This is a genomic window from Streptomyces sp. NPDC057654 (assembly GCF_042800135.1).
Lineage (GTDB): Bacteria > Actinomycetota > Actinomycetes > Streptomycetales > Streptomycetaceae > Streptomyces.
The window spans coordinates 1-11,735 of the sequence record NZ_JBHVHQ010000016.1 but is presented as its reverse complement, the minus strand read 5'-3'; the positions used below and the strand labels follow the sequence as shown (position 1 = coordinate 11,735).

Here is an 11,735-nt window from a genome sequence, read left to right as displayed (position 1 = left end):
CCCGGTTCCTGGGGCGGGGCGGGTTCCTGTGCGCTTTCGGTCCGGCGGCGTGCGATGCCGGAGCGGCCGAGAGCTCATGGCATGCCCCTGACTGCGCGGTCGGTGGCGGACGCATGTGTTTGCAGCGCTGCCGAAACGTTTCGGTAGCGCCTTCTCCGGACCTTCGAATGTTCCAAGGCGGCGGCCCGTCCGCGGGCTGTCCGGCGCGCGGTGATCGCACGTGCCGGCAGCCGCACGCCGGTCGGGCCGGTCGGGCCGGTCGGGCCGTTCGGGCGGGGAGCAGCCACACGTACTGAAGGGCGATGCGGGCCGCGCGAGCGCCGGCACCGCCTTCCGCAGGAATGGAGCCGGCCGGGTGAGGTGCCGGGCGCGCTGCCTCGTGCCGCGGACAGCGCGGGGCACTACGCGGGGCCGATCACGGTGCCCGGATTCCACAGCAGATTACGGACAAGGGAGGCGGAGCATGTCCAGGCGTACGGTGCATGTTTTCCCGGGGCAGGGCGACTTCTCACCGAGGGTGCTGGCCAGAGCGGCCCGTGCCCACAGAACCGTCGGCGAGGCCCTGAGCGAGACGTACTCCGTCACCGACGAGGTCGGCCGCGGCTACGGTCTGCCCCCGCTGCGTGATGCCCTGCTGGGTACGGGCCCACCCAGCGGGGCCGACCTGGCCGCGGCCGTCCCCGGCACCCATCAGATCGCCCTGTACGGCGCCCAGCTGACCGTGCACCGCGCGCTGACCGCCGCCGGATACGCCCCGCACCGCGTCGTCGGCGTCAGCTTCGGCGAGATCCCCGCCCTGGTCGCCGCCGGACGTCTCACCACCGCCGACGGCGCTCACGCAGCCGTCCGCACGGCGCGGGCCCTGCTGCGTCATCCCGGCGGTATGACCCTGATCGCCGCCCCCGAGAAGGACACCCACCGGGTGCTGCGCGCGGCCGGATGCCCGCAGGTCGTCCGTGCCTGCACCAACGAACCCGACAAAGTCGTCATCACCGGCCCCGAGGGCCAGCTCACCCGCGCCGAACAGCACATGGCCCGACACGGCATCGGCGCGACCCGGCTGCGTCTGCCGTTCATGTGCCACCACCCCGCCATGGAGGCCACCGCCCGCGAACTGGCCGACGCCCTGGCCCCTCTCCCCGCACAGCCGGGGCGCCTCCCGGTCTACTCCGCCACCCACGACCGCCGCTATGACGAACAGGACGATGTCCTGCGGTGCTTCACACGGTCGCTGACCCATCCGTTCGACCTGCTCCGCGCCGCTGCCACCGCGGACAGCGGACAGCCCGGCCTGTGGCTGGAAGCCGGTACGGGCACCGCCGTCACCGACGCCGTACGCCGCGCCGACCCCCGCCGCACCGCCCATGCCCCCCTGGCAGAACACCTCTTCCCCTGACCCGAAGGAGACCCTCTTGACGATCCCCGCCGACACACTGGACGACCTGCTGCACGCCCCCTGCCCGCCGCCCGTACGCCAACAGATCGCCGACGTCCTGCGCGACTGCGCGGCCTACCGCGACCGTCACCGCGACGGCAGCACCGCGCAGATCACCCGCCTGGCCGCCGCGCTGCCCGGCGCGGCGCAGCTGCTGGCCGACCCCGGACAGGCCGGCATCCTCCAGACCCACACGGCCGTCGCCGACCCGCCGCTGTACATGTCCACGCTGCTGCACCACATCCTCGTCGCCGGGTCCCTCACCCTCCTGGCCACCCCCGATCAGGCCGCTCCGCACCTGGAGGCGCTGGACTCCGGCCGCGCCAAGGGCGTCTACCTGATCACCGAGGCAGGCCACGCAGGCAGCCACCTCAACCCCCGCACCCGCGCCGTCCACGACCCCGCCACCGGCGACTTCACCCTGACCACCCCCGACGCGGACGCCGCGAAGTTCTCCTCCGTCAGCCCCCGCGGCGGACGTGCCCTGGGCATCGTCTTCGCCCAACTGCACTGCGGCGGCGCCGCTCAGGGCGTCTACCCCTTCGTCGTACCGCTGACCACCGACGACGGCCCCGCCCCCGGAGTGGACATATCCGGCCCCCTGGCCTCCGCGGCCCTGCCCGTGCCCTACGCGCTGATCCGCTTCACCGGGGCCCGCGTCCCCCACGCCAACTGGCTCGCCCCCGGCGTCACCCTCACCGGCACCACCCTCCAGGACCCGCTGCCCCGACCTCAGGACCGCCTGATCCGCGCCCTGGCCGCGGGGCCGGGCATGTACGGCACCATCCCCGCCGCCCTCGCCGCCGTCAGCCGCACCAGCGCCACCGCCGCCCTGCGCTTCGCGCGATCCCGCACCACCCACAACGCCCTCGCCCCCGGCGCCCCCCTGCTGCACCACCGGACCCACCAGATCGCCCTCTACGGGGCCCTGGCCGAAGCCTTCGCCCTGACCTGCACCGCCCGCCACGCCCACGCCCTATGGGCCCAGCCGTCCGACCGCCGCTCCGCCACCGATACCACGATGACCTTCGCCCCCTGGTCGGCCATGGCCCCCGAACTGGCCGTCTGCAAAGCAGCCGTCTGCGAAGGAGCCGTCCGCGTCACCGCCGCCTGCCAGCGCCACTGCGGGCTGCACGGCCTCCTGGAGCCCAACCGCATCGACGCCTGGCACGGGCTGGCACGCGCCTTCGCCACCGCGGGCGGCGACAACCACCTCATCCTCCTCGAAGCCGGTCGCACCCTGGCTCACACCCCGCCCGACGACACCCCGCCCGACGCCCCACTGCCGGTGACCGACCCCGGATGGTGGCCCGCCACCGCCCGCCTCCAGCAAGCCCGTCAGGCCCACGCCCTTCACCAGCGCCTCACCGATACTCCCGCCGACACCGCCGACATCGCCGACCAGGGGAACCACCTCCTGCCGCAGACCGCCGCCCTGGGCCACGCCCACGCCGACGTCACCACAGCGGACGCCCTCCACCGGGCGATCTCCCGCCTCCCCGACGGCCAACTGCCCTTCCTGCGCCCCCTCGCCGCCCTCTACGGCGTCCGCCAGGCCCAACTGCGCCTGGGGGCCCTGCTCGCCCACCACACCCTGGCACCCGCCCAGGCCCACGCTCTGGACGAGGCGGCCGCCACTCTCTGCTGGCACCTCCACCCTCACCTGGACGACCTCCTTCGCCTGGACGGCTTCCCCGCCGACCTGACCGCCACCGCCCTGGCCGCCCCCGACTACGCCGGCCGCCTGGCCGAGGCACTGGCCCGCAACGGGGAGTCCGCATGAGCGCCCCGCCCCGCCTCGGCATCCTCGGCATGGGCACCTGCCTGCCCACCGGAGTCCGCACCAACGAGGACGTCGCACGCGCAGCGGGCGTCACCCCCGAATGGATCACTCAGCGCACCGGCGTCCGCAACCGCCACCTCGCCCGTCCCGGCGAAGCCGCATCCGACCTGGGCTCCACCGCCTTGAAAGCCGCCCTGGCCGCGGCATCCGTCGCTCCCGAACAGATCGCCCTGCTGATCACCGCCACCTCCACCCCCGACGAAGTCGTGCCCTCCACCGCCTGCCGCATCCAGGCCAACACCCGCTGCCGCGGCGCAGCCGCCTTCGATGTGGGGGCCGCCTGTTCGGGCTGGGTCTTCGCCGCGAAGCTGGCCTGCGACTGGCTGCGGGCATCCGGATCCGCGCAGTACGCCGCGGTCGTCGCCGTCGACCTGTACTCCAAGTACATCGATCCTGCCGAACGCAAGACCGCGTCGCTGTTCTCCGACGGCGCGGCCGCCGCCGTCATCGGACCGGCCGCCCACGGATTCGACGACTTCCAGCTCTTCTCCGACGGCGCCCTGGCCGAGCACTTCGTCATCCCGGCCGGCGGCAGCCGCATGCCGCCCACCGAGGAAACGATTCGCGCCGGCAGCCACCATGTACGCATGAACGGCCGGGGACTGACCGCCTTCATGAACACGGTCTTTCCACAGACCATCGACCTGATGCTGGCCCGCGGCAGCCTGACACTCGACGACATCGCTCTGGTCGTCGCCCACCAGCCCAATCCGGTCCTCCTGAGCTCCCTCGGCGAGGCATGCGGAATTCCCCCCGAGAAACTCCACATCACCGGCAACGCCGTCGGCAACCTCGGCGTCGCCTCCGCCCCCTACACCCTGGCCGACGCCGCCTCGCAAGGACTGATCAGACGGGGAGACCGCCTCCTGATGGGCGTCTTCGGCGCCGGAGCAACCTGGGCCGGCACCATGCTCACCTGGAACGGAGCCAGCACCGTCCACGTCCACTGACCCACGACATCCCGGCAGTCCGGGGCGCTGCCGACAAGCAGTTCGAGGGACTGCTCGAAGACGGACCGCCGATGCGGCCGGCGCCGACGACCACCGCCCCGGACGCCGCCCGCACCCTGCGCCGACGCGAGGCGGAAGCCGCGCACGACCGCGCGGCCGCCGACGAAAGTCATCGGTCCGCGAGTACGCGTCGTACGAGGGCCGGAAGGGTCGTCGGGTCTGCCGGGAGGTCGCCGCGCCAGGCGATGTGTCCGTCGGGGCGTACCAGGAGTGCGGTGTTCGCGTGGTCGGCGCCGAGGAGGCGTGCCCACTGCCCGGGGTCGGCTTCCTGCTGTCCGGCGGTGCGTACGGCCCGGAGGGCGAGGGGGACCCCGGCTTGCCGTACGGCTTCGGCCTGCGCCTGCCACCGGGGGTCCTCGTCCGCTGTGAGCAGGGTGAAGCCCGGTCCGACGAGGTCGAGGGTGGAGGTGACGCCCGCGGGCCCCGGGGCGAGGCGTATGTGGGGTGCGCGTTCTCCTGGCCGGCAACCGGGCCTGTATCCGGACGGGTCCAGAACCCCGTGTTCGCCGGTGTGCTCCAGGTCGGGGATGACGGCGGTGGAGCGGTAGGCGGCGGTCAGGAGGAGTTCGTCGTCGATGCGGTAGCCGGCGCGGTTGGCGGCGTTGGCCGTGGAGATGTCGACGACCTGGCGGGCGAGGGGGCGCCGCTCGGCCTCGTAGGTGTCCAGGAGGGCTTCGCCGGCGTATCCGGCGGTGACGGCGGCGAGTTTCCAGGCGAGGTTGTCGGCGTCGCCGATACCGGTGTTCATGCCGTGTCCGCCGGTCGGCGGGACGACGTGGGCGGCGTCGCCTGCCAGCAGGACGCGGGAGCGGCGGTACGAGGCGGCGAGTTGTGCGTCCATCCGCCAGGTCATCGTGTCGTGGACGGTCACGTCCAGGTCAGGGATGCCCGCGGCCCTACGGACGAGGCCGGCCAGCAGTTCGTTGTCCGTCGGGTCCGACTCGGCATCGGGTCCGAGGGGGTACTGGTAGATCCAGTGACGGTCGTTGTCGACGGCCATGAACCCGCCCCGGCCGGGGACGGTGAGGAAGTACGAGGCGCTGGCGCGGTCGGCGACGACCTCTCCCAGGGGCGCCTCGAAGCGGACGCTGAGATAGCGCCCCAGGCCGACGGGGCCCTCCATCGCGATCCCGGCTCCGGTGCGGACGGTGCTCGCGGCGCCGTCGCAGCCGACGAGCCAGTCCGCTTGTAGGTGGTCCAGACGCCCCGTGGCCCGGTCCTCGACGACGGCCCGTACGCCGAGACCGTCGTCCTCGAAGGAGACCAGACGGGCGGCGAACCGGATACGGGAGCCGGCCCGTTCCGTGGCGCGGCGCAGCAGCAGCGGCTCCAGGGCGTCCTGGGAGCAGATGAGGCCGGGTGACGGCGTGTGCTCGGGGCCCCCGCCGGGCTCCTGGGCGAGACCGTTGCGGACGTAGTCGGGGTCGATGAGATCGCGGCCCCGGTAGAAGCGGACCTGCTCGGCCGGCAGCCCCGCCGCGCGGACCTCCTTCTCCAGCCCGAGCCGTCGGAAGATCTCCATGGACCGGGCCGAGACGCCCCGGGCCTTGGGGTGGCGGGAGGTGCCGGGGTGGGACTCGATCAGCACGTGGTCCACGCCCTGATCCGAGAGCAGGCAGGACAGGGCCAGACCGACAGGTCCGCCCCCGACGACCAGTACGGGCGTGTGCGATTCGGTCATGGGGGGCTCCTTCGAGTGGGTATGACCACTGCGGTAACGGCTAACCTGAATATAGACGTTACCATGGAGGGGTGATGATGAAGTGGTGCTGTCAACTGACATGGGGGGCGAGTCATGGACCAGCGGTTCACCGATGACAATCCGCGCGGCCTGTACCTTCTGGCCGACCTGGTCAACGCCGTGCAGGACGGGACCGGCGCCACCCCAGCGGGGCTGGAGGCCGTCGTGGAGGCGCACGGGGGCCCGCCCCTGCGGCTGACCGAGACCACCGCAGGGGAGATGCGGGAGGCCGCGGCGGCCATAGCCGGAATCCTGGACCTCGACGACGAGGACGGCGCCGCCGAAGCGATCAACGCCCTGCTCGACCAGTACCCCGCCCGGCCCCGCCTGGAGCACGTTCCCGAACGCCGCTGGTCCCTCCGCACCACCGCCCCCCACGACGCACAGCCCGCCCGCTGGCTGCTGTCCACCGCCGCCCTCGCCCTGGCCCTCTGGCTCAGCGAACGCGGCTACTGCGCATGGGGCCGCTGCGCCGCCCCTGGATGCGGCCGCTACTTCATCGACACAGGCCGCCGCGCCCCGCAGCGCTACTGCTCGACCCGCTGCGGAACCCGCGTCCGCGTCGCCGCCCACCGCGACCGGAGCCGATGACCGCATTGACGCATCTGGCGGCCGTCTGGGCAGCCGCGGTCACCTGCGCCTGAGCCTGCACGACGCCCCGGTCCGCGCGACCGCCCGGCCACCGCCGGTCATTGAACCGAAGGCCGACGGACCGTCGCGCAAGTCCTGTACGCCGTCGTCGTCCTCGTCCAGCCCGGGTGCATCCGGATCGCGCAGCGGGCGCAGGGCGCCGGCCGAACCGCCGTGGGCCTCGGGGATCATGCCTGCGGCGGCGTCGCGCCGGGCAACTCCCCGGAGAAGGCCCACCACTGCTCAATGGTCCACACGGCGACGCTGGACCGGTCGGTGGACATCCGCAGCCACACCTCCTCGCCGCCGGGCATGACCGCCACCTCCAGATGCGCCTCGTCCCATGTGCCCACCGGGTACATCCACTCCAGGCCGTCGGGCCAGGTCCGCATCGCCACCGTGCGCACGCTCAAGGCCGCAGCGAGCGCGTTCAGCGCGCTCTGGGGGATCCGCACTTCGGCCGGCTCCCGCTCGATCCCTGCCACTCCAGGCCCCTCCAGGTAGGTGTCGGGCGTCAGTCCTGCGAGGTGCCCATGGAGCCGATGGTCTCGCGCATCAGCTGGTCGATGGTGCCCGGCTTGCCGGCCAGGGAGTCGAAGAGGTCCGCGAGCAGCCACAGCACGAAGCCGTGGATCATGGCCTCCTTCGGCTCGATCTTCCCGAACCGGTCGCGCCAGGCCACGGCGTCCATGCCCATGGCGGCGGCCATGAGGACTCCGGTGGCCATCGGCACCTGCTCCGGGTCGGCCAAGTCGAAGGCGGGCAGCTTGCGGATCACCCCGGGGATGAGGTCGTTCAGCGGATCGAGCTGCTCCCCGCCGCCGGGCGGCTCGGCGATCAGGAACCCGGTCAGGACGCCCACCAGGAACACCGTGCCCCGGGAGACCTCCTCACGCCCGACGGATTCCATCGTGGCCTTCACCCGCTGCTGCGCCTCCTGGCGCTCCTCGGCGGGCGTCCGCTTCTCCAGGACCCGGTAGGTCTCCCACGCCGCACGGACCGCCTCATCCACCACTACGCCTTCGCTGCTCATGCAGGCGACGGTAGACGAGACGACGTGATCCGCACCGCCCATCGCCTTCTTCGCAGAGCCCGGTTCGGGTTCGTGGCCTCCAGGGCCGGTATGGCTTCTTGCCCCTGTCGTTGATGATCCGGGGGGTGCTGCCGCCGGCGCTGGCGGCACCGGTTGATCGCTGATGAGAGCGTGTCCGTCGGTGGCCGGGCTGCGCCCGCTGCGTGATCCGAGCACCGACGAGAAGGCGGCCGAGGACGAGAACAGCTGACCGCTTCCCAGCGGTCAGGTCGTTCTGGTCACTACTCGGCCTGTAGGACGAAGAACAGGAAGCACAGGAAGCGCGGATTGGCCGCGATGGCCTCGGGGAACAGCTCGCGGGCGGCTGGATCAGGATCCGGCTCGCTGATGACCGTTATCCGGAAACCGGCCCCGATGAAAGCCTCGATCATCGCGTGCAGCGGCCTGTGCCATCTGCTCACCAAAGCGGTCCGGCCGCCCACGGTCCACTCCACGGTCCACTTGGCGGTGTCGAAGTAGTCGCACTCGGCCTCATGACCGGCCTCGCGGTGTATGAGGCTGACGGCAAAGGGATGGTCGACAGACACGATCAGCCGACCGCCGGGCCTGAGCACGCGTCGCAGCTCGGCCAGCGCCGGCCCCCAGTCCTCCAGGTAGTGCAGCACCAGGGACGCCGCTACATCGTCGAACGTGTCATCAGCGTAAGGAAGCGGACTGCCCAGGTCCGCCACCTGTAGGTCCGCACCGTCGCCGAGCCGCTGCCGAGCCAGCTCCAGCATCCCGGCACTCGCGTCGAAACCACTCACACTGGCGCCACGGTCGCGCAGCGCGGCGAACAGGCCCCCGGAGCCGCAGCCGGCGTCGAGGATCCGCCGGCCGGCCATGTCTCCAGCCAGGGCCAGCATCGCGGGCCGCTCGTAATAGGCATTGACCAGGTTGGTTTCGTTTGCGGCCGTGTACGCCTCGGCGAAGCCGTTGTAGTCGTTGGTCTCCGACAGATCCGCACTTACCGCGGACGGCGAGACCAGCCTGGAGGAAATCGCGTGCTCTTGACGCTCACTTGAGATCATGGTGCGGGAGACGTGCGCTGCACCAGTTCGGTTCCGGGCCGCTCCCGATCGCCCTCACACCCTTGAAGACCCAACGAGCCGCGCGTTCAAGCGCCATATCATGTCGGCCTCAGCTTGCTCCTTATCGTTGACTGTCGCGTAGAGCGACGGGTGTCTCGGGGCGTTTGACGGTCTTGCCCACGTCGTAGCGGGTGACGGGGTGCCGATTCTTGGAGCCGTGCGGTCGTCCCGGCCCTGGCCGGGTGGGTTGGGTGAACGGGCCGGACTGCCCACGCGGGGAGGGATGTTCCTGAACCCGCGCCGTACGACGAGCCGTGGCCGCGCTGGTGCTCGGCGAGCAGCGACCGTTCCACGGGTGTCCGCACCAGCCCGTCCGCGCACAGCAGCGCGTCGGCCAGTTCGAAGAACGCATCCGCTCGTGCGGACAGACGCCCGTAGAAGGCCGTCCGAAAACGTGACAGTTCCGCGAACACGCCCCGCACATCGGCGCGCACCAGCACCCTCATCCCCACGGTCTTCCTCATAAACTCCCGTACCCCTTGCCAGAGTTCAGGATCACGAGGAAGGCCGCCCTCATCCCCTGCGATCGCTCCCAAGAGTGGCCACGTGACCGGGCCCGATGTCGAGGATCCAGCTCAGCGTTCCTGCACGTCGAGGTCACGGACGCAGAACCCGTGGTGCAGCCAGTCCTCGTTCAGCACCACCCGCAGGCACTCGACCACCGGCTTGCCCTCGGCGTACGGCGGCCAGCCCGGTCCCGCAGGAACGGGAGCGACTGCGGACAGCTCGTCGACCGTCACGGTCGCCAGCCAACGCTCCAGCTCGGCGGACTGTTCGTCTCGCACGGCCAGTACCTCGTCGAGGCCTGGGGCCGCCGCTCGATCGAGGCCCTGTTCCTCCTGATCGGGCACGAAGTCGGACGCCAACCCGATCCCGGTGAAGGGCTGGGCCGATCCCAGGCAGCAGCGGCGAAACCACGAGTCGTGCACGAACACCAAGTGGCGCAGGGTCTCCACTGCCGACCATTCGTCGGCGACACGCCGGTGCTCGGAACCCACGGGCATCGCTCGGAGCCGCTCGGTCGTCCTGGCCCAGCCTTCACGTAGCTGTCGATGGGCTTTCCGCAGATCGGCCGGGTCGCCTGAGCGCATCAGCAACCGAACTGGATGCCGCCGGTCGAGCTCGGCCTCGACGTAGGACGTCACCTCCACGCCGTTGACCACCAAGTTGCTGACCAGCCCGTCGATCACGACGTCCCGCATCACCACGCCGATCAGCCGGGCGCGGGTCAGATCGCACTCGCGAAACTCCGCGTCGGCCAGATCCTGATCCTCAAAGCTCACCATGCCGAGCATTGTGTACCGGAGGTCCGACACCAGGCGGGCGTCCACAAGGAGATGGGCCATGCGCGGGGCGTCCGAAACGTCCGGCCGGGAGGTGCCATGACCGCCGTGTCGCGCCCTCTTGCGGTCCGCAGGGGCTGGGCGTTCCGTACGTGACGGCCTGGAGCGGGGAGCGGGAGGTCTCGCGCGCGGAACTGCTGCTGGACACCGCCGGACTGCGCTACCGGACCGAGCACGCCGAAGACCGGGACCAGCGCGGCGGCCTGTGGGCGCGGTGGCGGGACGGCTACGGCGACGGCACTCCGCTGTGGCGCCTGGTCAACTCAGAGCGACAGCACACCGCTATGGAGCATCTCCGATGCCAAGTGTGCGGCGGCCGGGCCAGCCACACCGGCAAAGGCGTCCTGTTCCTCGAAGGTGGAAGAACGGCGGCGGCAGCTGCCCGCCTGGAGCAGGGAACGGTGGCGCAGCCGCCGCTGCGTCTGCCCTGCGCCCTGTCGCCCGCCGGCAGTGCCCGCATCTGCGGCGCCACTGTATCGCGCTGAGGGCGAAGAAGTACCCGGTCTGGGGCGTGCTCGGCGCGGTCTACGCCGCGCGGCGCCACCCTCACGGGCCGCGGCCGGCCGACCAGCTCGTGCTGGAGAACGAGGTCCCGGTCGCGTACGGGACGTCGGCGGTGCGGTACGTACTGGCCAGCCCGCTTCTTCGGGAGCTGCGGCGGGTCACGGTCGTGGACCTGGACTCCGAGCTGAGGGCCGCCGGCCTGCGCGATCCCTGCGACCGCCCGGCGGCCGGGAGGTGACGGTTGGGGCGGCGCGCGCCTTCCCCGACGACGCGGGGAGCGGTACCGAGCTGCCCCAGCTCGGCTCCGGCGGGCACGTCGTCGAGCGCGCCGACCGCGATCCGCCCTCCGAGTCTCGATCGGCTGTCGCCGGGGCCTTTTCCCTCCAGGGAAAAGGCGTGGCCGTGTCAATTGGTGCTGCATACAAAGGAGGTGTCATGTCCGAAGCATTCCCGCGTAGCGGGGATCATCTAAGGAGGATCTTCATGGTGTTACGCAATCTGCCGGTGAAGGGCGCTGCGGTGCTGGCGTTCGTGGCCGCGTCGTTCGTCGGGGTGAACGGCACGGCCTCGGCCGACTCCGCGCCGTCCTCGACCACGACCGGATCTGCATCCCCCGCCCAGGCGCCGAACTGCGACATCCCCCCGGCGGGCAGCATGTGCGTGCACATCCACAACACGAACACCAACCAGTGGTACTGGTTCGGCCCGTGGAGTGCGTGCGCGATCCACAACATCCCCGACTATGACCAGGTCACCTGGGTCAACAACAACCAGGTCGGCGGGGTGAGGACCACCTTCTACCGCGGCCAGAACGGCTCTGGCGGTTCACTCGGCAGTGTCGCCCAGGACTACTCCGGCCGCCCGCCCGGCTACGTCAACAGCAACCTCTCCTACGCCCACTCCATCCGCGTCTGCTGACCCGCGCTCCGGCAGGGCGGCCCGGCGCGCCTCCGGACGGCCCTGCCGGTCTTCCCGGGAGCCTGATCTGGGCCGGCGAGCCCTGCTGACGCCCTGAGGAGTCCCCAACCAGCAGCCGAACTGCCGGACACCAGACACCCGGCGCCTC

At 71.5% G+C, this 11,735-nt stretch carries 12 protein-coding genes and 1 pseudogene; 7 read left to right on the top strand and 6 right to left on the bottom strand.

Features of this window, described 5'->3' with window-relative positions:
* Positions 1–463: 463 nt before the first annotated feature.
* Genes ACFU99_RS03015 through ACFU99_RS03005 form a run of 3 tightly spaced genes read left to right on the top strand, consistent with a single transcriptional unit; the run spans position 464 to position 4,228 of the window.
* Positions 464–1,396, top strand: coding sequence for an acyltransferase domain-containing protein (locus tag ACFU99_RS03015; protein ID WP_384384855.1), 933 nt, complete (start codon positions 464–466; stop codon positions 1,394–1,396).
* A 16-nt stretch (positions 1,397–1,412) separates the two neighbouring features.
* Positions 1,413–3,218 carry an acyl-CoA dehydrogenase gene (locus ACFU99_RS03010; protein ID WP_384384852.1) on the top strand — a complete coding sequence of 602 codons (1,806 nt, stop codon included), beginning with the start codon at positions 1,413–1,415 and terminating at the stop codon, positions 3,216–3,218.
* Positions 3,215–4,228: a 3-oxoacyl-ACP synthase III family protein gene (locus ACFU99_RS03005; RefSeq protein WP_384384849.1), complete on the top strand. Its 1,014-nt coding sequence runs from the start codon at positions 3,215–3,217 to the stop codon at positions 4,226–4,228. The genes ACFU99_RS03010 and ACFU99_RS03005 overlap by 4 nt, the downstream gene beginning before the upstream one ends.
* A 169-nt stretch (positions 4,229–4,397) precedes the next feature.
* Here ACFU99_RS03005 and ACFU99_RS03000 read toward each other — a convergent pair whose 3' ends face one another.
* Positions 4,398–5,969 carry an FAD-dependent monooxygenase gene (locus ACFU99_RS03000; RefSeq protein WP_384384846.1) on the bottom strand — a complete coding sequence of 524 codons (1,572 nt, stop codon included), beginning with the start codon at positions 5,967–5,969 and terminating at the stop codon, positions 4,398–4,400.
* A gap of 114 nt (positions 5,970–6,083) precedes the next feature.
* Here ACFU99_RS03000 and ACFU99_RS02995 point away from each other — a divergent pair, with 114 nt between their 5' ends.
* Positions 6,084–6,620 (top strand): CGNR zinc finger domain-containing protein, encoded by a 537-nt coding sequence (locus ACFU99_RS02995; protein WP_384384843.1) that lies wholly within the window; start codon positions 6,084–6,086, stop codon positions 6,618–6,620.
* A 227-nt stretch (positions 6,621–6,847) separates the two neighbouring features.
* Here the strand turns inward: ACFU99_RS02995 and ACFU99_RS02990 are convergent, their stop codons facing one another.
* The 5 genes and pseudogenes from ACFU99_RS02990 to ACFU99_RS02970 all read right to left on the bottom strand — a co-directional run bounded on the left by ACFU99_RS02990 (position 6,848) and on the right by ACFU99_RS02970 (position 10,108).
* Positions 6,848–7,144, bottom strand: a complete 297-nt coding sequence (locus tag ACFU99_RS02990) for a hypothetical protein (RefSeq protein ID WP_384384841.1) — start codon at positions 7,142–7,144, stop codon at positions 6,848–6,850.
* A 29-nt stretch (positions 7,145–7,173) separates the two neighbouring features.
* A complete protein-coding gene (locus ACFU99_RS02985) occupies positions 7,174–7,692 on the bottom strand; it encodes a hypothetical protein (RefSeq protein ID WP_384384838.1) in 519 nt (172 codons plus the stop codon).
* A 281-nt stretch (positions 7,693–7,973) separates the two neighbouring features.
* Positions 7,974–8,762 carry a class I SAM-dependent methyltransferase gene (locus tag ACFU99_RS02980; protein ID WP_384384835.1) on the bottom strand — a complete coding sequence of 263 codons (789 nt, stop codon included), beginning with the start codon at positions 8,760–8,762 and terminating at the stop codon, positions 7,974–7,976.
* Positions 8,763–8,883: 121 nt separating this feature from the next.
* Positions 8,884–9,098, bottom strand: a pseudogene (locus ACFU99_RS02975) (transposase); the annotation flags it as partial.
* Positions 9,099–9,397: 299 nt separating this feature from the next.
* Positions 9,398–10,108: a DinB family protein gene (locus tag ACFU99_RS02970; RefSeq protein ID WP_384384832.1), complete on the bottom strand. Its 711-nt coding sequence runs from the start codon at positions 10,106–10,108 to the stop codon at positions 9,398–9,400.
* 149 nt (positions 10,109–10,257) lie between these two features.
* On the opposite strand from ACFU99_RS02970, the gene ACFU99_RS02965 reads away from it, so the two are divergent.
* From ACFU99_RS02965 to ACFU99_RS02955, 3 genes are all read left to right on the top strand, one after another.
* On the top strand, positions 10,258–10,650 hold the full coding sequence (locus ACFU99_RS02965; protein WP_384384829.1) for a hypothetical protein: 393 nt from the start codon (positions 10,258–10,260) through the stop codon (positions 10,648–10,650).
* A gap of 26 nt (positions 10,651–10,676) precedes the next feature.
* Complete coding sequence (locus tag ACFU99_RS02960; RefSeq protein WP_384384827.1) at positions 10,677–10,907, top strand: hypothetical protein; 231 nt, start codon at positions 10,677–10,679, stop codon at positions 10,905–10,907.
* A 245-nt stretch (positions 10,908–11,152) separates the two neighbouring features.
* A complete protein-coding gene (locus tag ACFU99_RS02955; protein ID WP_384384824.1) occupies positions 11,153–11,587 on the top strand; it encodes a hypothetical protein in 435 nt (144 codons plus the stop codon).
* The last annotated feature ends 148 nt before the right edge of the window (positions 11,588–11,735 follow it).

Bases quoted from the DNA above. Each gene is read 5' to 3' on its own strand.
- ACFU99_RS03015 (WP_384384855.1), top strand. From the start codon at position 464: ATGTCCAGGCGTACGGTGCATGTTTTCCCGGGGCAGGGCGACTTCTCA.
- ACFU99_RS03005 (WP_384384849.1), top strand. From the start codon at position 3,215: ATGAGCGCCCCGCCCCGCCTCGGCATCCTCGGCATGGGCACCTGCCTG.
- ACFU99_RS03000 (WP_384384846.1), bottom strand. From the start codon at position 5,969: ATGACCGAATCGCACACGCCCGTACTGGTCGTCGGGGGCGGACCTGTC.
- ACFU99_RS02995 (WP_384384843.1), top strand. From the start codon at position 6,084: ATGGACCAGCGGTTCACCGATGACAATCCGCGCGGCCTGTACCTTCTG.
- ACFU99_RS02985 (WP_384384838.1), bottom strand. From the start codon at position 7,692: ATGAGCAGCGAAGGCGTAGTGGTGGATGAGGCGGTCCGTGCGGCGTGG.
- ACFU99_RS02980 (WP_384384835.1), bottom strand. From the start codon at position 8,762: ATGATCTCAAGTGAGCGTCAAGAGCACGCGATTTCCTCCAGGCTGGTC.
- ACFU99_RS02970 (WP_384384832.1), bottom strand. From the start codon at position 10,108: ATGGTGAGCTTTGAGGATCAGGATCTGGCCGACGCGGAGTTTCGCGAG.
- ACFU99_RS02955 (WP_384384824.1), top strand. From the start codon at position 11,153: ATGGTGTTACGCAATCTGCCGGTGAAGGGCGCTGCGGTGCTGGCGTTC.